Source organism: Actinacidiphila acidipaludis (assembly GCF_019890725.1).
GTDB lineage: Bacteria > Actinomycetota > Actinomycetes > Streptomycetales > Streptomycetaceae > Actinacidiphila > Actinacidiphila acidipaludis.
This window is the reverse complement of record NZ_JAINZZ010000021.1, coordinates 84833-108292: the sequence shown is the minus strand read 5'-3', so window position 1 is coordinate 108292 and position 23460 is coordinate 84833. Positions and strand designations below refer to the sequence as shown.

Genomic DNA, 23460 nt, shown 5'->3' with positions numbered 1-23460 from the left:
CAGCTCAACTCTGGAAGATGAAGGGCACGACCAGACCCAGCAGCGCGAGCACCTCGCAGAGCGCGAAGCCGAGGAACATGTTCGTGCGGATGATCGGCATGGCTTCGGGCTGGCGCGCCATGGCCTCGATGGAGTGACCGAAGACCAGACCGATACCAACGCCGGGGCCGATGGCGGCAAGACCGTAGGCGACGGCGCCCAGACGACCCGCGACGGAGGCGGCGGCGAGGTTAACGAGCTCGGCAGACATTGTCCTTGTCTTCCTTTGTGATGGGGTCCGTTGGGGGGTTCCCAGCGGAAGTCCGGTGGTTGGGGGTGGTGCGCGCGGGTCAGTGACCCTCTTCGAGCGCTCCGCTGATGTAGATCGAGGCGAGCAGCGTGAAGATGTACGCCTGGAGGAACTGGATCAGGACCTCCAGCGCGGTCAGCAGGATCGCGACGATGAAGGAACCGCCGGACACCGCCGCGAACCAGGCGGGAGTCAGCAGGTACCAGCTCGCGACGCTGAACATCACGATCAGCATGTGGCCGGCGAACATGTTGGCCCAGAGCCGCACCGCGAGGGTGAACGGCCGGAGGATGACGTTGGAGAAGAACTCCAGCACCACGATGAGGGGCACGAGCGGCTTGGGAAGACCGTCGAGCCAGACCAGGTTCTTGATGCCGCCGCGGAAGCCGTGCGTCTTGAACGTCAGGTACATGTACGTGATGTAGACGAGAGCGGCGAGCCCGACCGGGAACGCGAAGCGCGAGGTCGCGGGGAACTGCGCGAGCGGGATCACCGACATCACGTTCATGATCCACACGAAGAAGAACAGCGACGTGAGGAAGGGGACGTACTTGTCGCCCTTCTTGCCGATCACTTCGCGGGCGATGCTGCGGGAGACGAAGGTGTAGCCGATCTCACCGACCAGCTGCATCTTGCTCGGGACCAGCTTGGGCTTGCTGAACGCGGTCCAGAAGAACCCGACGACCAGCACCATGCAGATCAGTGCGAGCAGCATGGGCTTCGTGAAGTCGAAACTGCCGATGCTGAAGATCGGCTTGAAGTCGAACGAGTTGAGGCCCGGAGCGGGGAATGCGCAGTCGTGCTGGATGTGACATCCAGCCTCAGCGAGCAGCGTGTGGGCACTCACCCGTGACTCCTTCGTCGTGACGCATAAGAAACGGCAACCTTGTGTGTCAGCGCGGCTGGTGGGGCCGCTGGTCGGCACTGCGAACGAGGCGTGGCGAAGTCACCACGGTCCGCTGGGAGCCCGCATCGAAGACCGGTCACCCGGGCTCCGCGCCGCGTCCGCGGCCATGGGTCCGAGTACACCGATGGGCGCGGGGGCAGCACCTTCCTCATGCGCGAGGGGCCTCCACGTCCAGATGCGATTCCGGACGATAGCAGATCAGCTTGAACGTTCTTTACCCGCCCCTTAGGCACCATCGCGGGACCCCGATTTCACCGGGGCCGCCTCCTCCTGCGGAGGAACGGAGGGTTCGGGGTCGACGTAGAGCATCCGGCTTGTGAGGGTCTGGCGGATCTGTCCGCCGACCCAGGCCAGCGCGGTCACCAGCAGAGTGAGACCGAAGGCGCGGCCACTGAAGGCGGTGGTGCCCTTGAACGCGACGATGAAGACGCCGATGAGCAGGATCTGCACCACGTAGACCAGCATCCCCGCGCTCATGGCGAGTTGGGGGCGGTCCTGGGTGAGGCGCATCAGCGCCCATGAGCCGGCGGCGAAGAACACAGCGACGACAGCCATCGCCACCAGGCCACCGATCAGGCCCTTTTCGCCTGCGGCGATGGCACTGACCACGGTGGCGATCACACCGACGGGCGCGGCGACGATCGCCGAGCCGCGGAGAATCCGGGCGTCGTTCGGCTGCATAGGGACGGCTCCTCCGGCGGGAGTTGGGGCAAAGCGGGTGTCGTCGGAGACGAGCGTAGTCAGGGCGTGAGGATGTGCCTCACGCCGGTAGACCACTCTCTCGGTCTATCGGCGTGTTCCCTGCTTTCGTGAACGGTATCACAAAGTATTTGATGCGGTCTTTACCATGGAGATGTGCTGCCTGTCACATGAGTGTGACCGCGACACGCCGTCCAATTTAGGGTGTTCGGGTCTTTCGCGGGTCTTGTTCGCATGTGAGACATGCAACGTCCCCACCTCCGGGACCCATCGCACCGGGGACGTCAGCGGCGGGTGTCGACCGGACGCCGGCGCTCGGGGAACTGCGAACGGTCGCCGATCGCCGTCGATCCGTTCAGCGCGGGCCGGTCGGCGGAGCGCATCTCGCGCTCGGCCGCGGCGGCCGCGGCGGCGAGCCGGCGGCGGCGCCTGCGGTAGCGCGGCGGCACGATCGCCTCCGCCCAGCGCGGCGCCCGCGGCCGCACCCGCGGCAGCAGCAGCGCGACCAGGCCGATCGCGCTGAGGCCGACGATGACCAGCACGATGCCCAGGCTGGAGGACCGGACCGAGAACGCCACCGCGGAGAACGCGATCAGCGCGGCCCAGAAGTACATGATCCACACGGCCCGCGCGTGCGAGTGGCCGATCTCCAGCAGCCGGTGGTGCAGGTGCCCGCGGTCGGCCGCGAACGGCGACTGGCCCTTCCAGGTGCGGCGGACCACCGCGAGCACCAGGTCGGCGGCCGGGATGGCGATCATCGTCATCGGCAGCAGCAGCGGCATGTAGACGGGGACCATGAAGTGCACGGTCTCGCGGGTCGATCCGGTGAACCCGGTGATGGCGTCCGGGTCGACCTGCCCGGTGATGGAGATCGCCCCCGAGGACAGCACCAGGCCGATCAGCATCGAGCCGGAGTCGCCCATGAAGATCCGCGCGGGGTGGATGTTGTGCGGCAGGAAGCCCAGGCACATCCCGATCAGGATCGCGCTGAAGAGCGTGGCGGGCGCGGCCGCCTCGATGCCGTGGCCGTACCAGATGCGGTAGGCGTACATGAAGAACGCGATCGCCGCGATGCACACCATGCCGGCCGCGAGACCGTCCAGGCCGTCGACGAAGTTCACCGCGTTGATGGTGATGACGACGAGGGCGACGGTCAGCAGCGTCGACTGGATCGGGGTGAGGGCCACGGTGCCGATGCCGGGCACCGGCAGCCACAGGATGCTGAGGCCCTGCAGCACCATGACGCCCGCGGCGATCATCTGCACGCCGAGCTTGATCAGCGCGTCCACGCCCCACTTGTCGTCCAGCACGCCCAGCAGCCAGATCAGCGCGGCCCCGGACAGCAGCGCGCGCGGCTCTTTGGACAGGCTGAAGACGTCCCCGAGGTTGCTCAGGTGGGCGGCCACCAGCAGGCCGGCGCACAGGCCGCCGAACATGGCGATGCCGCCGAGCCGCGGCGTCGGCTCGCGGTGCACGTCACGGTCGCGGATCGGGGGCATGGCTCCGGCCGCGATGGCGAACTTCCGCACCGGCCCCGTCAGCAGATACGTGACAGCCGCCGTGACGAAGAGGGTCAGCAGATACTCGCGCACGAGCCGCCTCCGACGGTTTCGGGGGCGCAGCACACGTGCGCACACGTCCGGGGGTACCTCACAGCGTCACACCCTAGTGGTGGCCGGGCCGGGACGGCGAACACCTACCGAGACTCACAGGGAGCCGAGGGGGTTGCACACCGTGCGCAACGGGCAGGAAACAGGACTGTCCGTCGCTCGTTGCGGCCCGCCGGAGGGTGTCCCGCCGGGCCGGCCGCGGGCGGGACGGGCTCAGCGGCCGGGGTAGGCGTCGGGGTACGGCGGGAAGCGCCGCACCAGCTCGGCGACGTCCGCGCCGGTGTCCCGGTCCTCCCGCAGCGCGCGGCCGATCAGGCCCGCGACCTGCGGCATCTCCCGCTCCCCCAGGCCCTGGGTGGTGACCGCGGCGGTCCCCAGCCGGATGCCGGTGCAGCCGTCCGCGGGCCGCGGGTCGTAGGGGATCGGGCACTTGTCGACGAGGATCCCGGCCGCCGCGCACCGGCCGCGGGCGGTGCGGCCGTCGATGTCCAGCGGGCCGACGCCCGCGGTGATCAGATGGGTGTCGGTGCCGCCGGTGACCACATCGAGACCTTCCGCACACAGGGCCTCCGCAAGCAGCCGGGCGTTCGCGACGACCTGGTGGGCGTACTCGGAGAAGGCCGGGGTGGCCGCCTCGGCGAACGCGGCGGCCTTCGCGGCGATGGCGTGCATGTGCGGGCCGCCCTGCGAGAAGGGGTAGACCGCGCGGTCGACGCGCTGCGCCAGGGGCTCGCCGCACAGGATCAGCCCGCCGCGCGGCCCGCGCAGCGTCTTGTGGGTGGTGGCGCACACCACGTCCGCGTACGGCACCGGGCTGGGCGCGGCGCCGCCGGCGACCAGGCCGAGGGTGTGCGCGGCGTCGGCGATCAGATAGGCGCCGACGTCGTCGGCGATCTCCCGGAACGCCGCGTAGTCCAGGTGCCGCGGATAGGCGGTGGCGCCGCACACGATCGCCTTGGGGCGGTGCTTGCGGGCCAGGTCGCGCACCTGGTCGTAGTCGATCAGGCCGTCGCGGTCGGTGCCGTAGCCGACGAACTGGAACCAGCGGCCGGAGAAGTTCGCGCGCGAGCCGTGGGTGAGGTGGCCGCCGTGCGGCAGCGCGGTGGCCAGCACCGTGTCGCCGGGGACCAGCAGGGCGGCGTAGGAGGCCAGCACCGCGGAGGACCCGGAGTACGGCTGGACGTTGGCGTGGGCGGCGCCGAACAGGGCGGTGGCGCGTTCCACCGCCAGCCGCTCGGCGAGGTCCACCAGCTCGCAGCCGGCGTGGTGGCGGTGACCCGGATAGCCCTCGGCGTACTTGTTGGCCAGCGGGGAGCCGAGCGCGGCCAGCACGGCCGCGGAGGTGAAGTTCTCCCCCGCCAGGAGCTGCAGGCAGCTGCTCTGCCGGTCGAGTTCGGCGAGCAGGACGCCGGCAAGCTCGGGGTCCTGGCGGCGCAGCGCGGCGAAGTCCGCGGGCATCGGGGTGGCGGCGGACGGGCCGCCGGACGGGGCCGCGCGGCCCGTGCGGACGCGCGCGGAGGTCTGTGCTGTCTCGGCGACCGGCATGGTGCACTCCCTGCGGGAGAGGCGATCTCGCCTCCACTGTAGGGGCGGCGACCGCGGAACGCGCTGCGGATGCGGCCTAAACGGTGGCGGTGACTCCGGTCAGCGCGGTGACGACCGGGTCCAGGGCGCCCTGGATCTCCTCGCCGATGCTGCGGAAGTACCCCACGGGCGCGCCGTAGGGGTCGTGCACCTCGTCCGCCTCGGGGCTGGGGGCCAGCAGCCAGCCGCGCAGCGCGGCTGCGGCCTGCACCAGGGCCCGGGCGCGCTCGGTGACGCTGCCATCAGGCAGCGTGGCGGTGTCTATCGCCCGGACCAGGCGGGTGAACTCCTTGAGCGTGAAGGTCCGCAGGCCCGCCGCGTGGCCCATGGAGATGACCTGGGCGCGGTGGTCGCGGGTGGCGGTCAGCACCAGGTCCGCGTCGATGACGTGGTCGTCGAGCAGCTCGCGGCCGACGAAGCCGGCCGGGTCGGCGCCGAACTCGGTCAGCACCGCGGCGGCGTGCGCCTCCATGGGCGCGCCCTCGTGCCCCCAGGTGCCGGCGGACTCCACGACGATGCCGGCGCCGGCCGCCCCGACCCGCAGGGCCAGGCCGTGCCGCATCAGCCGCTCGGCCATCGGCGAGCGGCACACGTTCCCGGTGCAGACGTGGAGCACACGGAACACGTCGGATGGGCTGCCGGGGCCCCCGCCCGGTGCGGAGGCGGGCAGCCCGCCGTCGTACCCCCGTATGCCCCGTCCCTCGGGCGTCAACTGCGCTCCTGCAGGTCGGGTACGACCTTGCGCAGCTCGTCCGCGCTGATCGCCCCGGCCCGCAGCAGCAGCGGCACCTTCCCCGTGACGTCCACGATGGACGACGGCACGGCGGCGGGCGTGGGTCCGCCGTCGAGGTAGATCGCCACCGAGTCGCCGAGCATCTCCTGCGCGGCGTCGCAGTCCTGCGGCGACGGGTGCCCGGTCAGGTTGGCGCTGGAGACGGCCATCGGCCCGGTGGCGGTGAGCAGTTCGATGGCGACCGGGTGCAGCGGCATGCGCACCGCGACGGTGCCGCGGGTGTCCCCGAGGTCCCAGTTGAGCGACGGCTGGTGCTTGGTGACCAGGGTCAGCGCACCGGGCCAGAACGCGTCGACGAGCTCCCACGCCTGCTCGGAGAAGTCGGTGACGATGCCGTGCAGGGTGTTCGGCGAGCCGACCAGCACCGGCGAGGGCATGTTGCGGCCGCGGCCCTTGGCCTCCAGCAGATCGCCGACGGCCTCGGCGTCGAACGCGTCCGCGCCGATGCCGTAGACGGTGTCGGTGGGCAGCACGACGAGTTCGCCGCGCTTGATCGCCGAGGTGGCCTCGCGCAGGCCGGTGGCCCGGTCGGTCGCGTCGGAGCAGTCGTATCGCCGTGCCATTAGCTGACCTCCAGAAGCTGCTGCTGAGCCTGTGCCGTCTTCACGGCGTCGCCTTGCGGGCGGTGGTGAACCGCGGCCGGTTGTTGAGATCGGGGTGGTCGGCCGCGTCCGCCCAGCCCGCGTCCTCCTTGAAGATCCACGGCACCTGGCCACCCTGGGAGTCGGCGTGCTCGATCACGACGACTCCTCCGGGCCGGAGCAGCCGGTGCGCGGTGCGCTCGATGCCGCGGATGGTGTCCAGGCCGTCCTCGCCGGAGAACAGGGCGAGTTCGGGGTCGTGGTCGCGGGCCTCGGGCGCAACGTACTCCCATTCGCCGAGCGGGATGTACGGCGGGTTGGAGATGACCAGGTCCACCTGGCCGTCGAGGTCGCGGAAGGCGGTGAGGGCGTTGCCGTGCCGCAGGTCGACCTTGGACCCGGCGGTGTTCTTGCGGGCCCAGTCCAGGGCCTGCTCGGACAGTTCCACGGCGTGCACCCGGGAGCGGGGCACCTCCTGCGCGAGCGCCAGCGCGATGGCGCCGGAGCCGGTGCACAGGTCCACGATGCGCGGCTCGGCGACGTCCATCGCGCGCACGGCGTCTATGGCCCAGCCGACGACCGACTCGGTCTCCGGCCGCGGCACGAACACCCCTGGCCCGACCTGGAGTTCGAGGTAGCGGAAGAAGGCGCGGCCGGTGATGTGCTGCAGCGGCTCGCGGGCCTCGCGGCGGGCGACGGCCTCCCAGTAGCGGGCGTCGAACTCCCCGTCGGCCACCGTGTGCAGCTCACCGCGCTTGACGCCGTGGACGTACGCCGCGAGCTCCTCGGCGTCGAACCGGGGCGAGGGCACGCCGGCGTCGGCGAGCCGCTGGGCGGCCTGCGCCACTTCGGCGAGCAGCAGGTTCACGTGCCAGCCCCCCGATCAGGCCGCGTCGCCGGCCGCGGCCAGCTTGGCGGCCGAGTCGGCGTCCACGCAGGCCTGGATCATCGCGTCCAGATCGCCGTCGAGCACCTGGTCCAGGTTGTAGGCCTTGAAGCCGACCCGGTGGTCGGAGATGCGGTTCTCCGGGAAGTTGTAGGTGCGGATGCGCTCGGAGCGGTCGACGGTGCGGACCTGGCTGCGGCGGGCGTCGGACGCCTCGCGCTCGGCCTCCTCCTGCGCGGCGGCCAGCAGCCGGGACCGCAGGATGCGCATCGCCGACTCCTTGTTCTGGAGCTGGCTCTTCTCGTTCTGGCAGGAGACCACCAGACCGGACGGCAGGTGCGTGATGCGGACCGCGGAGTCGGTGGTGTTGACCGACTGGCCGCCGGGACCGGACGAGCGGTAGACGTCGATCCGCAGGTCGTTGGGGTTGATCTCGACCTCGACCTCCTCGGCCTCCGGCGTGACGAGCACACCGGCCGCCGAGGTGTGGATCCGGCCCTGCGACTCGGTGGCCGGCACCCGCTGCACGCGGTGCACGCCGCCCTCGTACTTCAGCCGCGCCCAGACGCCCTGCCCCGGTTCGTGGCTGCCGCGGGCCTTCACCGCGACCTGGACGTCCTTGTAGCCGCCGAGGTCGGACTCGTTGGCGTCGAGGATCTCGGTCTTCCAGCCGACCCGCTCGGCGTAGCGCAGGTACATCCGCAGCAGGTCGCCCGCGAACAGCGCGGACTCCTCGCCGCCCTCGCCGGCCTTGACCTCGAGGATGACGTCCTTGTCGTCGCTGGGGTCGCGGGGCACCAGCAGCAGCCGCAGCCGCTCGGTGAGCTCCGCGCGCTGCTTCTCCAGGTCCTTGACCTCGGCGGCGAAGTCGGGATCGTCCAGCGCGAGCTCGCGGGCCGTGCCGATGTCATCGCCGGTCTGCCGCCAGGAGCGGTAGGTGGCGACGATCGGGGTCAGCTCCGCGTAGCGCTTGTTGAGCTTGCGTGCGTTGGCCTGGTCCGCGTGCACCGCGGGGTCGGCCAGCTGCTTCTCGAGGTCGGCGTGCTCGCCGATCAGTTCCTCGACCGCCTCGAACATCATGGATCCCTGGGGGTTGGAGAAGAAGTGTGCGGGACGACAAAGCGCCGGTCCGGCCGTCCTGGGGACGGCCGTGGACCGGCGCTCGCGGGTCGCTACTTCTTGGCGGACCCAGCGGCCTTGCCGAAGCGGGCCTCGAAGCGGGCAACGCGGCCGCCGGTGTCGAGGATCTTCTGCTTGCCCGTGTAGAACGGGTGGCACTCGGAGCACACGTCGGCGCGGATCTGGCCGCTCGACTCGGTGCTGCGGGTGGTGAACGACGCGCCGCAGGTGCAGGTGACCTGGGTCTCGACGTACTCGGGGTGGATGTCGCGCTTCAAGGATGCTCCTAGGTTCGGGAGGGCGCCGGGTCGCACCCGCGGGCTGCGGGGGCGTGAACCGGGACCAGCGGACCAGTCTGCCAGCACTGACCGCATCTCCCCAAACCGGAGGGGCCCGCGAATCATTCCCGGGCGCCGCCGAGCGCCGCCGGCCGGCCCTCCGCGCACCTTCCGCAGACCGTCGCCGCAGGTCAGGGCCGTGTCGACGTCGGAGCCTGGCGGGCGGCGACGACCTTCTTGGCCTTGGCCTCGTCGGCGACCGACCCCTTGGTCGCCGAGGGCGGGATCGGCTTGTCGGCGCGCAGCGCGGCCCATACGACCGCGGCCTTCGACGCGATCGGCTCGACCCGGTTGCGGTCGGCCGCGTACTGCACCGGCAGCGTCACCATGTGCACATGGGAGGCGTCCAGGTGCTGCATGCTCTGGCCGAGGCCCATCAGCTTGTTCACCGAGCCGAGCCCGGTGTCGGTCGTGACGGCCTTGGTGGCGGTGTCGGCGACCGAGAAGAGCTTGCCGGGGCTGGTGGTCAGCCCGACGCCCGACATGCGGTCCAGCAGCGCCTTCATGAACGCCTGCTGGAGCTCTATGCGGCCCAGGTCGCTGCCGTCGCCCACGCCGTGCCGGGTGCGCACCAGGCCGAGCGCCTGCTCGCCGTCGAGCGTGTGGCTGCCCGCGGGCAGGTCGAGATGGCTCTTGGGGTCGTTGATCGCCTGCCGGGTGGTGAGCGGGACCCCGCCGAGGGCGTTGACGAGGTTCTTGAAGCCGGTGAAGTCGACCTCGACGTAGTGGTCCATGCGCAGCCCGGTGAGCTGCTCCACCGTCTTGACCGCGCAGGCGGGCCCGCCGGCCTCGTAGGCGCTGTTGAACATCACCTGCTGCGCCGGTGGCACGGTGCCGCCGTTGTCCTTCTTGCAGGCCGGGCGGGCGACGAGGGTGTCGCGCGGGATGCTGACGACGCTGGCCGAGCGGTGGCCGGCGGCCAGGTGCACGATCATCGCGGTGTCCGAGCGCGCTCCGCTGTCGTGCCCGTACACATGGTTGGCGCCGGAGCGCGAGTCCGAGCCGAGGACCAGGATGTCCATGGCGCCGTTGCCCAGCGGCGCGGGGCGGTGGTCCCCCAGCGCGTCGTTGATGTCGACGCTGTGGATGTTGCCGTTCAGCCGCTGGTAGAGGTACGCCGCCCCGGCGCCCCCGGCGAGCACCAGGCCCGCCGTCACACAGGCGACCACCTTGAGGCTGCGCCGACGGCGCCTGCGGCCGTCCCCGGCCCCGCTGGGGCTGGAGCCGGCCCGCGGCAGCTGATCGTCGAGCATGTGCGGCACCTCCGGCTCTGTGGTCTGATTTGCCGGACTCTTCATCGTGCGCCCGGTGTCCGGGTTCCGGCATCCGGGGGACAACCGCGAACTCCCGCATACCCCCTGGTCAGGGGGTATGCGGGAGTTCGCTGGCAACTTCGCTCAGTGACCGGGATCCGGGCGGATGTCACCCAGGGTGACCCCGGCCACGGTCAGCCGAGCAGGTTGTAGATGTTCCAGCCGGCACCGATCTTGACCCGGGCGGCGTAGGGGGCACTGGTGGAACCCGTGCCCTTGTACAGCCACAGCACGCCCGAGGTGTCCCGGGCGAGCAGGTCGGCCTTGCCGTCACCGGTCATGTCACCGGTGGAGGCGAAGGCGTTGTAACCGTTCCAGCCGGCGCCGATCTTGACCCGGGCCGCCCAAGGGGCACTGGCGGAACCCGTGCCCTTGTACAGCCACAGGACGCCGGAGCTGTCCCGGGCCACGATGTCGGCACGGCCGTCGTCGGTCAGGTCGCCCTTGCCGTAGATGACCGAGCCGTAGATGTTCCAGCCCGAACCGACCTTGACGCGGGCGCCGAACTTGCCCGCGCCGGTGCCCGGGTACACGTACGCCACACCGGTGCTGTCGGTCGCGAACAGGTCGGGCTTGCCGTCACCGGTGATGTCGCCGGGGAGCGTGATCGACTTCATCGCGTTCCAGCCGGCGCCGATGTCCGTGGCGTCCCCGGTCAGGGAGTCCAGGAACATCAGGTGACCGGCGGTCGTACGGACCACCAGGTCCTCGGACCAGTCACCGTTCAGGTCGGCCTGGCGCACCAGGTTGAGACCGCTGAAGTCTCCCTCGTCCGCACGCGCGGCGAAGCTGGTGCCCTTGGACTGGTACATGTACGCCTCGCCGGCAGGCGTCCGGGCGAACAGGTCCGCCAGGGTGTCCTCGTGGTCGAGGGGCAGCAGACTGCCGTCGTCCATGCGCTGGTTGATGGCGCCCGCGTACGTGCTCACCTTGGTGAACACGCTGTAGGCACCCTGCTCCACGCAGTCCTTGACACCCCAGGACACGATGCCGATGATCTTGCCGTTCTCGACCAGCGGCCCGCCGGAGTCACCGTTGCAGGTCGCGATGGTCCCGGTGTCCGACCCGGAGGCCGGGGTACCGGCGCAGACCATGTGGCCCGGCTTGAAGTCCGCCGCGTCCCACTGGGTGCAGGTCGCGTCGGAGTCGACCGGAAGGGTCGCCTGCAGCAGCGTCGGCGACTCGTCCTCGGAGGTGGACGAGGTACGTCCCCATCCGTAGACCACCGCGGTCTTGCCGGGCGTGTACGACGCCGTGTCGGTGCTGCTGGTGATCGGCAGCGCCTTGGCGGTCGATGCGAGGCCCTGGTACAGCGGGTCGACGGTCAGCACCGCGGCGTCGTTGTCCGTGGTCGTGTCGTTGTACGACGGGTGGTTCCACTGCGCGCCGGCGAGGCTGATCACGCCGCCGTGCAGGTTCGCCGACCCGTCGGCGTTGGTCGTCACGAGCTGGTCGGTTCCGCTGACGATGGCGCCGTAGTCGTACCAGTCGTACCCGTGGACGCAGTGCGCGGCCGTGAGGATCTTCGAGTGGCTGACGATCGTGCCGTCGCAGGCGAAGCCGACGTCGTCCGACGTGTCGGCGGTGCCCTTGTCGTCGTAGTAGTAGAGCTGCACCATGAACGGCGCGTTGGCGAACGTGGTGGTCGAGCCCCCGATGATCAGCGGGGTCGCCTTGCCGCCGGACGTGGAGCCGGACGTGGTGCTGCTGGACATCGTGGACCGTGCCGTCGTGCGGCCGGCCACGCGGATGGCTCCGGCGACACGGGCCTTCAACTCGGCCGTGCTCACCGTGCGGTGGGGTGCGGCCGCCTTGATCGCGGGCAGCTGCGAAGCACCGTCGGCGTGCGCGGGGGCCGAGAGGAACAGGCCCGCCGTGCCGACGGCGAGGGCGGCAACCGGGAGCGCCTTGAGGCTGCGCCGCCCGGTCCTGACGCCCTTGTGGGCAGAGGACACTCAGATCTCCTGATGGTCGGATGACGTGCCGCGGGCGCGCGAGAGGCGCGAGGCGGCACCGGAGGTGCGCACAGGAGTGAGCGGAACAAGAGAACAGACCCGCCGCGTCGCGGGCGGATCTGAGCCGCCGCCGCGGGCTGGGTCCGAAGATGGATTCCCCCCCACCTGCGGCTGGCCGATCATATGACCGCCGCACGGACTCACACCAGCCTCACAGGAGGCTCCCAGCACAACTTTCAGTAAAGAAAAGTGCTTTGGCGCGGAAAGCCGGACGCGCAAAGCCCCGCCCGCCGGGGACACCGGCGGGCGGGGCTCAGCGGGATCGCTGCGGGTCAGTCGTTGTTCTGTCCCGGAGTCGTCTTCGCGATCTGCATCAGGAACTCGGCGTTGGACTTCGTCTGCTTCATCTTGTCCAGCAGCAGCTCGATCGCCTGCTGCTGGTCCAGGGCGTGCAGCACCCGGCGCAGCTTCCAGACGATGCCCAGCTCCTCGCCGCCGAGCAGGATCTCCTCCTTGCGGGTGCCGGACGCGTCCACGTCCACCGCGGGGAAGATGCGCTTGTCGGCGAGCTTGCGGTCGAGCTTGAGCTCCATGTTGCCGGTGCCCTTGAACTCCTCGAAGATCACCTCGTCCATGCGCGAGCCGGTCTCGACCAGCGCGGTGGCCAGGATGGTCAGCGAGCCGCCGTCCTCGATGTTGCGCGCGGCGCCGAAGAAGCGCTTCGGCGGGTAGAGCGCGGTCGAGTCGACACCACCGGACAGGATGCGGCCGGAGGCGGGCGCCGCGAGGTTGTACGCGCGGCCCAGGCGGGTGATCGAGTCGAGCAGCACGACCACGTCGTGGCCCAGCTCCACCAGGCGCTTGGCGCGCTCGATGGCCAGCTCGGCGACCGTGGTGTGGTCCTCGGCCGGACGGTCGAAGGTCGAGGAGATGACCTCGCCCTTCACCGACCGCTGCATGTCGGTGACTTCCTCGGGCCGCTCGTCCACGAGCACGACCATCAGGTGGCACTCGGGGTTGTTGGTGGTGATCGCGTTGGCGATCGCCTGCATGATCATGGTCTTACCGGTCTTCGGCGGGGCCACGATCAGACCGCGCTGGCCCTTGCCGATCGGCGACACCAGGTCGATGATCCGGGTCGTCAGCACACCGGGGTCGGTCTCCAGGCGGAGCCGGTCCTGCGGGTACAGCGGGGTGAGCTTGTTGAACTCCGGACGGCCGCGGCCGGAGTCGGCGCCCATGCCGTTGGCGGAGTCCAGCCGGACCAGCGCGTTGAACTTCTCGCGGCGCTCGCCGTCCTTGGGCTGACGGACCGCACCGGTGACGTGGTCGCCCTTGCGCAGGCCGTTCTTGCGGACCTGGGCGAGCGAGACGTACACGTCGTTCGGGCCCGGCAGGTAGCCGGAGGTGCGGATGAACGCGTAGTTGTCGAGGATGTCGAGGATGCCCGCGACGGGGATCAGCACATCGTCGTCGGCGACCTGCGGCTCGCCGCCGCCGAAGTCGTCACGGCCACGGCCACGGCCGCGGCGGTCGCGGTAACGGCCGCGGCGCCGGCCCCGGCCCTCGCCGAAGTCCTCGTCGTCCTGCTGGCCGCCCTGACCGCCCTGGCCGCCCTGCTGGTTCTGGCCGCCGCCCTGGCCCTGCTGCTGACGGTCGCGCTGGCGGTTGCCGTCACCGTCGCCGCCGTCCCGGTTGCGGCGGTCACGCTGCCGCTCGCGGCGGTCGCCGCGCTGCCCGCGCTGGCGGTTGCCGTCACCGTCGCCGCCGCCCTGCTGCTGCTTGCCGTCGCCCTTGCCCTCGGCGGTGTCGGCGGCGGCCTCGGCCGCGCGCTCGGTCCGCCCGGCGGCCTGCTCGGTCTTCGCCTCACCCTTCGGCGCGGCCTTCTCGCCCTTGTCGCCGGCCGGCTGACCCGGGATCTCGATCTGCTGGGACTCGGCCGGAGCGGTGGCGGTCGCGGTGGCCGTGGCCTTCGCGGCGGGGGCGCCCTCGTCGGCCGCCTGCTCGAGACGGGTCCGGGACGTCGCGCGGCGCTTGGGCTTCTCGGCCGCGGGGGCGTCGGCCTGCGGAGCCGCGGCCCCGCCGCCGGCCTGGCGCTCCTTGATGGTCTCGATCAGCTGGCTCTTGCGCATCCGCGCGGTGCCCTTGATACCGAGTCCGGAGGCGAGCTGCTGGAGTTCGGCCAGGACCATGCCGTCCAGACCGGTACCGGACCGGCGTCGCCGTGAGGCACTGGCCGTGGCAGCACCGGCGGCAGGCGCGGCGGCGTCGGACGCGGCGACAGTGTTGTCTGCGCGCACGCCCATCAGATCGGTGGTGTCGCTCACGAAGGGTCCTTCCCTGGAGCGGACGTCGGCCTGAATGGCTCGGCGACCGGTCGTGCTGTCCGGGTCTGGGCGTTTCCGCTGCTCAGAACCGGGGCGGTGGTCCGCCTGACGGCGGCAGAAATACATACGAGCTCTCGGTACGGAGCAAACCGGTGAAACTGCGGAAACTCCTACCGATTCCGGAGCGTGCTCGACACTGCTAAGGCAGGCTGTCCGACTCCCCAGTCAGACTGCCCATGCTGTGTGGGAGGCTCCCGGAAGACGTGTCGTCCGCTGCCTGCGACGGCAGAGGCGGGGACACAGTGCATCGCGCCCATCGGGCTGCGAATGCTGACTTGAGATTAACACTACCGGATCCCCCACATATTCCCCCTCTCTACGACCGGCAATCGTGTCACTGCCCCCCTGCGAGGGGCAGAACACTGGCCCCGGCCTGGTCCAGTGCCAGCCGGTTGGCGGCCCAGCCCTCACCCGCGAGCCGGGAGACCTTGTCGGCGTCACCCTCGTCGCACAGGGCGAGCACCGTCGGGCCGGCACCCGACACGACAGCGGGGACGCCTTCGGCGCGCAGACGGTTGACCAGGGCGATGGTCTCGGGCATGGCGGGCGCCCGGTACTCCTGGTGCAACCGGTCCTCGGTGGCCGGCAGCAGCAGCTCGGGGCGCCTGGTCAGCGCCTCGACGAGCAGTGCGGCCCGGCCGGCGTTGGCCGCCGCGTCGACGTGCGGGACGCTGCGCGGCAGCAGGCCGCGCGCGGTCTCGGTGAGCAGCGGGGTGGCGGGGACGAAGACCACCGGAATCAGCGACGCCGCGGGGTCCATCCGGACCGCCCGGGCCGCGCCGCCCTCGGTCCAGGCCACGGTGAAGCCGCCGAGCAGACAGGCGGCGACGTTGTCGGGGTGCCCCTCGATCTCGGTGGCCAGTTCCAGCAGCGCGGTGTCGTCGAGCACGGCGGGGCCGCCTATGGTCACCGAGCGCGCGGCGATGATGCCCGCGCAGATGGCCGCGGAGGACGAGCCGAGGCCGCGGCCGTGCGGGATGCGGTTGGCGCACACCACTTCCAGGCCGCGCGGCTGGCCGCCGAGCAGGTCGAAGGCGGTCCGCAGGGACCGTACGACCAGGTGCTTCTCGTCGCGGGGCAGCGTGTCGGCGCCCTCGCCCGCGATGTCGACGTGCAGGCCCGAGTCGGCGACGCGGACGACCACGTCGTCGTACAGCCCCAAGGCCAGGCCGAAGGCGTCGAAACCGGGGCCCAGGTTGGCGCTGGTCGCGGGGACGCGCACCCGTACTGCGGCGGCGCGGAACGCGGGACCGGCCATCGTTCGACGAATCTCCTTGTGCGGTGCGCCCTGCGGGCGCGGCTCCATTGCCGGCGCGGCGGGGCGGGAATGGCGGTTTGGCATCCGCCGGATGCGGGGCACGCTGCGGTGCCGCCGCCCTAAGAGTATCGAAGGAAGGTTCTCCTGCGACATAGGGCGCACGCACCGCGCGCGATGCGTGTCGTTCGCGGTGTGTGCGCCCCCGGGTTGCCGGCGTTCGTCCGGTCCGTCGCGCGGACCGGCGGACTCCCCCGGCCGGGCCGTCAGCGCAGGCCGAGGTGGTCGGCGGCGGCGTCCGCGTCCACCGGCACGGTGGTCGGCTGCGGGGCGCCGGCGACGGCCCAGTCCGGGTCCTTGAGGCCGTTGCCGGTGACCGTGCAGACGATCCGCTGGCCCGGGTCGACCCTGCCCTCCTCGGCGGCCTTGAGCAGTCCGGCGACCGAGGCGGCCGACGCGGGCTCCACGAAGACACCCTCCCTGGCGGCCAGCAGCCGGTAGGCGGACAGGATCTGACGGTCCGTCACCGCTTCGATGAGGCCGCCCGAGTCGTCCCGGGCCTCCTCGGCGTACGTCCACGACGCGGGGTTGCCGATCCGGATCGCGGTGGCGATGGTCTGCGGCTGGCGCACCGGCGCCCCGTTGACGATCGGCGCCGAGCCGGACGCCTGGAAGCCCCACATCCGCGGCCGGCGGGTGGACACCCCGTCGGCCGCGTACTCGCGGTAGCCCTTCCAGTACGCGGTGATGTTGCCCGCGTTGCCCACCGGCAGCACATGGATGTCGGGCGCGTCGCCGAGCGCGTCCACGATCTCGAACGCGGCCGTCTTCTGCCCCTCGATGCGGACCGGGTTCACCGAATTGACCAGCGCCACCGGGTACTTCTCGCTCAGGCCGCGGGCGAGGTCCAGGCAGTCGTCGAAGTTGCCGTCGACCTGGAGGATGCGGCTGCCGTGCACCAGCGCCTGGCCCATCTTGCCGAGCGCGATCTTGCCCTGCGGCACGAGCACCGCGCACACCATGCCGGCGCGCACCGCGTAGGCGGCGGCCGAGGCCGAGGTGTTGCCGGTGGAGGCGCAGATGACGGCCTTGGCGCCCTCCTCCTTGGCCTTGGAGATGGCCATGGTCATCCCGCGGTCCTTGAAGGACCCCGTCGGGTTGGCGCCCTCGACCTTCAGGAAGACGTCGCAGCCCGTCCGCTCGGACAGCAGCTGGGCCGGGACGAGCGGCGTTCCGCCCTCCAGCAGGGTGACGACCGGAGTCTGCGCGGTGACCGGCAGCCGGTCCCGGTACTCCTCGATGACGCCGCGCCACTGGTGGGTGCCGGACATCCGGGGCTGGTCGATGGTTCCGTTGTTGCTGCTCATGGCGGCCTTACTCCCCTTCCACACGCATGATGCTGGCGACTCCGCGTACGGTGTCGAGTTTCCGCAGGCTGGAGACCGTCGCGGAGAGCGCGGCGTCCGGCGCGCGATGGGTGACGACGACGAGGGAGGCCTCGCCGTCCTTTCCCTGCTGGCGCACCGTGTCGATGGACACGTCGTGCTCGGCGAACACCGTGGCGACCTGAGCCAGGACACCCGGTTTGTCCGCCACGTCAAGGCTGATGTGGTAGCGGGTGACCACATCCCCCATCGGGCTGACCGGCAGTTGCGTGTACGCGGACTCGCCGGCACCGGTGGTCGCCGCGAGCTTGTTGCGGCAGGCGGCCACCAGGTCGCCGAGGACGGCGGAGGCGGTGGGTGCACCGCCCGCGCCGGGACCGTAGAACATCAGCCGCCCGGCCGCCTCCGCCTCGACGAAGACGGCGTTGTACGCCTCGCGGACCGAGGCGAGCGGGTGGCTGAGCGGGATCATCGCGGGGTGCACCCGGGCGGTGACCGACCGGCCGTCGGCGCTGCGCTCGCAGATCGCGAGCATCTTGACCAAGCAGCCCATCTTCCGCGCGGACGCGATGTCCGCGGCCGTCACCTCGGTGATCCCCTCGCGGTGCACGTCGTCGATGGTGACCCGGGTGTGGAAGGCGATGCCGGCCAGGATCGCGGCCTTGGCCGCGGCGTCGAAGCCCTCCACGTCGGCCGTCGGGTCGGCCTCGGCGTACCCCAGGGCGGTGGCCTCGTCGAGCGCCTCGCTGTAGCCGGCGCCGGTCGAGTCCATCTTGTCGAGGATGAAGTTGGTGGTGCCGTTCACGATGCCCAGCACCCGGTTGACCTTGTCGCCGGCCAGCGACTCGCGCAGCGGCCGGATCAGCGGGATCGCGCCGGCGACGGCGGCCTCGTAGTACAGGTCGACGCCGTGCTCGACGGCCTTGGCGTGCAGGCTGGCGCCGTCGGCGGCCAGCAGCGCCTTGTTCGCCGAGACGACCGAGGCGCCGTGCTCGAACGCGGTGGTGATCAGCGTGCGGACCGGCTCGATCCCGCCGATGACCTCGACGACGACGTCGAGGTCGCCGCGTTTGACCAGCGCCATGGCGTCCGTGGTGAGCAGGTCCGCCGGGACGCCCTCGCGCACCCGGTTCGGCCGCCGCACCGCGATCCCGGCGAGCTCGATCGGGGCCCCGATGCGCGCGGCGAGGTCGTCGGCCTGCGTCGTGATGATGCGCGTGACCTCGGAGCCGACCACACCGCAGCCCAGCAGCGCCACTTTCAGCGGACGCGTACGCATCATCCGACCTCGTTTCTCGTACTGCTCTCGTCATCGGTTCGCGTGGCCGGGCCGGCGGGCCGCCGGCCCGCGGGCGGTGATCCGGCCCCGGCCCGCAGGGCCGGACCGGACGCGGGAATCCCACCACGCGGAGGTCACCAGTCTCACGCACCGGACGGGAGAAACCACGCCCTGTCCGGATCGCGAGACCCGCTGATCACCGGACGATATTGCGTCCGTCCGGTGATCTTGCAGTGTTTTTCCGGTCAGCCCACGTCCAGCCGGAGCAGATCGTCCTCCGTCTCGCGCCGCACGATCACCCGCGCGGCGCCGTCCGCGACCGCGACGACCGGCGGACGCAGCGCGTGGTTGTAGTTGCTCGCCATCGCCCGGCAGTACGCGCCGGTGGCCGGCACCGCCAGCAGGTCGCCCGGAGCCAGGTCGGACGGCAGGAAGGCGTCCTTGACCACGATGTCCCCGCTCTCGCAGTGCTTGCCCACCACCCGGCTGAGCATCGGCGCCGCGTCGCTCTTCCGCGACACCAGCGCCACGCTGTACTCGGCGTCGTAGAGCGCGGTGCGGATGTTGTCCGACATCCCGCCGTCCACGCTGACGTACGTGCGCAGGCCCTCCAGCGGCTTGACCGTGCCGACCTCGTAGAGCGTGAACGCGGTCGGGCCGACGATGGCCCGGCCCGGCTCGACGGACAGCCGCGGCACCCGCAGCCCCGCCGACTCGCACTCCCGGGTGACGATGTCGCCCAGCGCCTTGGCGATGTCCTGCGGCTCCCGCGGGTCGTCGTCCGGGGTGTAGGCGATGCCGAGACCGCCGCCGAGGTCGATCTCCGGCAGCTCCACACCGTGCTCGTCGCGGACGTCCGCGAGCAGCGAGACCACCCGGCGGGCGGCCACCTCGAACCCGGCCATGTCGAAGATCTGCGAGCCGATGTGGCTGTGGATGCCGACCAGCTCCAGGCTCTCCAGCCTCAGCACCCGGCGCACCGCCTCGGCCGCCATGCCGTCGGCGAGCGCCAGGCCGAACTTCTGGTCCTCGTGCGCGGTCGCGATGAACTCGTGGGTGTGCGCCTCGACGCCCACCGTCACCCGGATCTGCACCCGCTGCCGGACGCCGCGCTCCTGCGCGACGGCGGCGACCTTCACGATCTCCTGGAAGGAGTCGAGGACGATCCGGCCCACCCCCGCGTCGACGGCCCGCTCGATCTCGGCGGTGCTCTTGTTGTTGCCGTGCAGCGCGATCCGGTCGGCGGGCATGCCCGCGTCCAGGGCCACCGCCAGCTCGGTGCCGGAGCAGACGTCGAGGTTCAGCCCCTCCTCGGTCAGCCACCGCACGACCGCGCGGGAGAGGAAGGCCTTGCCCGCGTAGAAGACGTCGGCGTCCTGGCCGAAAGCGGCGCGCCAGGCGCGGCAGCGGGCCCGGAAGTCGGCCTCGTCCAGGAAGTAGGCGGGGGTGCCGAACTCCTCGGCGAGGGCGCGGACGTCGAGACCGCCGACCTCGGCGGCGCCGTCGTCGTTGCGGGTGACGGTCCGCGCCCAGATGCGCGGGTCGAGACGGTTCAGGTCGCTGGGCGGCGCCTGGTAGTGGCCCTCGGGGAGGACGTCGGCGTGGCGGGGACCTGCGGGGTGTGCGGAGCGGCTCACTTCTCTGCGGCTTTCTGTTCAGAGGGTGTCAGAGGTGGTCGGGGGCGCGGGGTCCCCCAGGCGGCTTCTGGTGGTGGTCGCGTCGCCGGGGTGGGGCGCGGCGTCACAGGTGGTCGGGGGCGCTGATGCCGAGCAGGTGCAGGCCGTCGGCGAGCACGATGCCCGTGGCGTCGGCGAGGCGGACACGGGCGGCGTGGACGGCCGAGGGTTTCTCGTCGCCCTTCGGCAGCGGCGGACACTCGTCGTGGAAGCGGAGGAAGGCGTCCGCGAGCCGCTCCAGGTGCCGGGCCACCCGGTCGGGGGCGCGGCGGCGGGCCGCCGTCTCGACCACGCGGGGGAAGTCGGCGAGGAGGCCGAGGAGTTCGGTCTCGGCGGGGTGGTGGGTCGCTGGGGCGCTCGCGCCGGGGGCGGGGGTGGGGGCCGGCTGGCTTGGGCGAGGGGGGGCCGGGGGGGTGAGGGTGCCGGGGGTGCCCGTCGAGCCCGGGGAGCCCGGGGCCGGGAGGACGGTGACGGGGGCGGGCGCTTCGGGGCCGCCGTCGGGGTCGCCGTCGACGTCGACGCCCAGGTCGTGGGCGTTGCGGAGCAGGGCCCGGGTGCGGGCGTGGGCGTAGCGGACGCGGAACAGCGGGTTGGACTCGTGCTGGCGGAGGAGGTCCGCGGAGAGGCGCGGGGCGTCCTCGGCGGGGGGCCGGAGGAGGGCCCAGCGGGTGGCGTCGGGGCCGAGGGACTCGGAGCCGAGGACGTGGGGGCCGAAGGCGTCGGGGCGGGGTGCGGGCCCGGGCTCTGGCTCTTGTGATTGCTCCGGCGCTTGTGCTGGCTCCGGCTCCGGCTCTCGCTCCGGCTCGGTGACGCGGACGGGCTCGGGGGGCCCGGGTTCTGCGCCGGCGGCGCGGAGGAGGCGGTTGACGGTCTCGGCGACGACGGGGGCCCGGAGGCGGTGCGGGTCGGCCGTCAGGGTGACCGCCTCGCCGGCCAGGCCGTCACCGCGGCCGTAGGCGTCGCGCTGGAGACGGATCTGGCGGACGACGTCACCGAAGGCGTGAGGGCTGAGGGTGATGTTGAGGAAGCCGGGGCCGGCGATCTCGACCAGGGCGACGCCGGGCTCCTTCTCCAGGCGGCGGGCGAGGATCGCGGCGACCTCCAGGGGCCTGCGGCCGGTGGGCCCGGCGAGCTGGAGGGCGACGTTGGTGGCGTAGTCGCCGCAGCCGGGGCGGGCGGGCCGCTGGACCGCGACCTTCGCCGGGAGGGCCTCGACCTGCAGTTCCTCGGCCATGACAGCGCGCCGGACCGTCGCCAGGACGGTGCGGGAGAGCTCGGCGGGTGTCACGCGAGCAAGCGTAGGCGAGGGGTGGGGTGGGACGGCGAGGGGGTTTCACGGGCTGGGACGGGGGGACGCCGTGCCGGGGTGCCGGGACCTCAGGCGCCCGGGTGGGCGGGGGTGCGGCCGCTGGGGTGGTCTTCCGGGGGCGGCCCGGGGGTGGCGGCGGTGCCGGTGGTCCCAGTGGTGCCGGTGCCGGTGCCGGTGCATGTGCCGGCGGCTCGGTGGACGAGGCGGCGTACCGTCTCGACGAGCTCGGCGGGCTCGAACGGCTTGGCCAGGTAGGCGTCGGCCACGCCCTCGGGGAGGGGCCCGGCGCTGACCATGACGATGCCGAGGCCGCGGGTGCGGGGGTCGGACCGGAGGCGCGCCGCGGTGCGGGCGCCGTCGAGGCGGGGCATGACGACGTCGAGGGTGATGACGTCAGGGCGGACGCTGTGCACGATCTCCAGGCATTCGGCACCGTCGGCCGCGGTCACGACCTCGAAGCCCTCCAGCTCAAGGTTGACCCTGATCAGCTGCCGGATCACCTTGTTGTCATCGACCACAAGGACCCGGCCGGACGCGCCCGCCACACAAGAAAGCGTAGGCGGACCGCCGGGGAGCCGCCCGCGTTTTCCGTTTTCTTCCCCACCAAGGGGTGAACCCCCCTCGCCTCGTTGCCACGCTGGGCCGTGACGAACGCGCAGCTCAGGGGCGGGGGCCCGCGCGGGCGGGGCCGGACCGTCAACTTGCCGCGGGCTGTGGGGCCGCGGGGCGGGATCGAGGGAAGGGGTACGCGGCCGGCGCCGGGCCGGACCGGGCCGGGGGAAGTTGTGCGGGGCGGGCGTCGGGCCGGGCCGGGGGGAAGCTGTGCGGGGCAGGCGTCGGGCCGGGCCGGGGTAAGGGGTGGGGCTGGCGCCGGGCCGGACCGAGATAGGGGGTGCGGGGCTGGCACCGGGCCGGACCGAGATAGGGGGTGCGGGCCGACGCCGCCCACCCCGAAGCCCGGCCTCCGCAGGCGCCGAAAACCCTGTCCGGCCCACCCCCGGCGAGCTGGTAGTGTTCTTCCCGTCGCCCCCGTAGCTCAGGGGATAGAGCAACGGCCTCCGGAGCCGTGTGCGCAGGTTCGAATCCTGCCGGGGGCACCTCGCAGTAGGTGCCAAAAGACCCCGCCACCAGCCGAAACGCTGACGGCGGGGTTTTTGCATGTGCGCAGGCATGTGCGGCCCGAAGCGGCCGTATGTAGGGCTCCGTGGACGAGGCGTGGACGGGATCTTGGGGCATTTCCGCAGGTGATGACGCCCCCTTGAAGCCCAGCCGACCTGCTCGTCATTATCGTCGTCCCGGTGTAGAACAGCGCCGCGGTCAGTGCCCTTGGGGCTGCTGGGGGCCTGTCTTCTTCGGCCGGCGCCCGCGGGCAGATGAAGCGGACGAGTTGGGGGATCTCGTGGATGTGACCACACTTGCCGCCACGCTCATCGGCGTCGGAGGAACGCTGGGGGGGACTCTGGGCGGAGCAGTGCTCAGCCAGCGCGTCACGCGGGAGCAGAACAGGCGTGCCGATCGTGAACGGGCAGAGGACCGCCACGACCGTACTCAGGAGACCAGACGGGATCTCTATGCCCGTCTGAACACCGCGGCTCGCGCTTACCGGGCCGCCGCCCGAGACGCAGTCTGGGCGGCAGAGCGCGGTGAAAGCGTCGAACCAATAATCCTCGACACCGCCAAGGAAGCCTGGTCAGAGCAATACTCCTTGGCGCAGATGGCCCTCCCAAAGGATGTCCATCAGATCGTCGCAACCCTCAACCTGGCGCTCGGAGTCGGATACTCGGTCGTAAAGCAGTTGCCCGGCAGTCCTGACCCAGACGATTCGCGCAGGCGGGCCAAAAATTGGTTCAGCGGCCCACTGTCCGACGGGGTGTATCTGTTGGAGGTCGCCCTACGTCACGACCTCGGCGTCGAGGTGGAGCCCGACTTTGAACACACCCGAACCCGGATGCTCGCTGCTCTCGACAACGACCGGAGGAGCCTTGAGCGTCTGCTCGCCTCCGAACGTGCCCGGCCCATCAGGTCTATTTGACCGGCGAGACACTTGAAGAGGCCCCTGGCATTGCGCCAGGGGCCTCGGGCACGGTCAGGTGTA

General features: G+C 71.6%; 20 protein-coding genes and 1 tRNA gene. 2 read left to right on the top strand and 19 right to left on the bottom strand.

Features of this window, described 5'->3' with window-relative positions; translation table 11 throughout:
- Positions 1-4: 4 nt before the first annotated feature.
- The 19 genes from atpE to K7862_RS18440 all read right to left on the bottom strand — a co-directional run bounded on the left by atpE (position 5) and on the right by K7862_RS18440 (position 21910).
- Positions 5-250, bottom strand: coding sequence for an ATP synthase F0 subunit C (gene atpE / locus K7862_RS18530; RefSeq protein WP_222963799.1), 246 nt, complete (start codon positions 248-250; stop codon positions 5-7).
- A 79-nt stretch (positions 251-329) separates the two neighbouring features.
- Positions 330-1136, bottom strand: a complete 807-nt coding sequence (atpB, locus tag K7862_RS18525; RefSeq protein ID WP_222963797.1) for a F0F1 ATP synthase subunit A — start codon at positions 1134-1136, stop codon at positions 330-332.
- Positions 1137-1421: 285 nt separating this feature from the next.
- Entirely contained in the window at positions 1422-1877 is a 456-nt protein-coding gene (locus K7862_RS18520; protein ID WP_222963795.1) for a Cg1360 family ATP-synthase-associated protein, read from the bottom strand.
- 302 nt (positions 1878-2179) lie between these two features.
- Positions 2180-3487, bottom strand: a complete 1308-nt coding sequence (locus K7862_RS18515) for an MraY family glycosyltransferase (protein ID WP_222963793.1) — start codon at positions 3485-3487, stop codon at positions 2180-2182.
- A 231-nt stretch (positions 3488-3718) separates the two neighbouring features.
- Complete coding sequence (gene glyA, locus K7862_RS18510; protein ID WP_222963791.1) at positions 3719-5050, bottom strand: serine hydroxymethyltransferase; 1332 nt, start codon at positions 5048-5050, stop codon at positions 3719-3721.
- Positions 5051-5126: 76 nt separating this feature from the next.
- Complete coding sequence (locus K7862_RS18505) at positions 5127-5801, bottom strand: arsenate reductase/protein-tyrosine-phosphatase family protein (RefSeq protein WP_372461586.1); 675 nt, start codon at positions 5799-5801, stop codon at positions 5127-5129.
- Positions 5798-6445, bottom strand: a complete 648-nt coding sequence (locus K7862_RS18500) for an L-threonylcarbamoyladenylate synthase (protein WP_222963789.1) — start codon at positions 6443-6445, stop codon at positions 5798-5800. Before K7862_RS18500 ends, K7862_RS18505 begins: the two co-directional genes overlap by 4 nt.
- A gap of 40 nt (positions 6446-6485) precedes the next feature.
- Entirely contained in the window at positions 6486-7331 is an 846-nt protein-coding gene (prmC, locus tag K7862_RS18495; RefSeq protein WP_222963787.1) for a peptide chain release factor N(5)-glutamine methyltransferase, read from the bottom strand.
- Positions 7332-7346: 15 nt separating this feature from the next.
- Complete coding sequence (gene prfA / locus K7862_RS18490; protein WP_222963837.1) at positions 7347-8426, bottom strand: peptide chain release factor 1; 1080 nt, start codon at positions 8424-8426, stop codon at positions 7347-7349.
- Between the two features lie 95 nt (positions 8427-8521).
- A complete protein-coding gene (rpmE, locus tag K7862_RS18485) occupies positions 8522-8746 on the bottom strand; it encodes a 50S ribosomal protein L31 (protein WP_069465604.1) in 225 nt (74 codons plus the stop codon).
- Between the two features lie 191 nt (positions 8747-8937).
- Positions 8938-10059, bottom strand: coding sequence for an LCP family protein (locus tag K7862_RS18480; RefSeq protein ID WP_222963786.1), 1122 nt, complete (start codon positions 10057-10059; stop codon positions 8938-8940).
- A 194-nt stretch (positions 10060-10253) separates the two neighbouring features.
- Entirely contained in the window at positions 10254-12074 is a 1821-nt protein-coding gene (locus tag K7862_RS18475; protein WP_222963784.1) for a trypsin-like serine protease, read from the bottom strand.
- 332 nt (positions 12075-12406) lie between these two features.
- Positions 12407-14401, bottom strand: a complete 1995-nt coding sequence (rho, locus tag K7862_RS18470; protein ID WP_308012054.1) for a transcription termination factor Rho — start codon at positions 14399-14401, stop codon at positions 12407-12409.
- 394 nt (positions 14402-14795) lie between these two features.
- Positions 14796-15719 (bottom strand): homoserine kinase, encoded by a 924-nt coding sequence (thrB, locus tag K7862_RS18465; RefSeq protein ID WP_222963780.1) that lies wholly within the window; start codon positions 15717-15719, stop codon positions 14796-14798.
- 263 nt (positions 15720-15982) lie between these two features.
- Complete coding sequence (thrC, locus tag K7862_RS18460; protein WP_262413380.1) at positions 15983-17083, bottom strand: threonine synthase; 1101 nt, start codon at positions 17081-17083, stop codon at positions 15983-15985.
- Between the two features lie 7 nt (positions 17084-17090).
- Positions 17091-18383 (bottom strand): homoserine dehydrogenase, encoded by a 1293-nt coding sequence (locus K7862_RS18455; RefSeq protein ID WP_222963778.1) that lies wholly within the window; start codon positions 18381-18383, stop codon positions 17091-17093.
- 242 nt (positions 18384-18625) lie between these two features.
- Complete coding sequence (gene lysA, locus K7862_RS18450; RefSeq protein WP_222963776.1) at positions 18626-20017, bottom strand: diaminopimelate decarboxylase; 1392 nt, start codon at positions 20015-20017, stop codon at positions 18626-18628.
- Between the two features lie 103 nt (positions 20018-20120).
- Positions 20121-21344 (bottom strand): ArgS-related anticodon-binding protein NrtL, encoded by a 1224-nt coding sequence (nrtL, locus tag K7862_RS18445; RefSeq protein ID WP_308012053.1) that lies wholly within the window; start codon positions 21342-21344, stop codon positions 20121-20123.
- Positions 21345-21433: 89 nt separating this feature from the next.
- Positions 21434-21910: a response regulator gene (locus tag K7862_RS18440; RefSeq protein ID WP_222963774.1), complete on the bottom strand. Its 477-nt coding sequence runs from the start codon at positions 21908-21910 to the stop codon at positions 21434-21436.
- Positions 21911-22390: 480 nt separating this feature from the next.
- Between K7862_RS18440 and K7862_RS18435 the strand changes: the two genes are divergently transcribed.
- Both K7862_RS18435 and K7862_RS18430 read left to right on the top strand, forming a co-directional pair.
- Positions 22391-22462: transfer RNA gene (locus K7862_RS18435), tRNA-Arg, on the top strand.
- A 308-nt stretch (positions 22463-22770) separates the two neighbouring features.
- Positions 22771-23397, top strand: a complete 627-nt coding sequence (locus K7862_RS18430; protein ID WP_308012052.1) for a hypothetical protein — start codon at positions 22771-22773, stop codon at positions 23395-23397.
- The last annotated feature ends 63 nt before the right edge of the window (positions 23398-23460 follow it).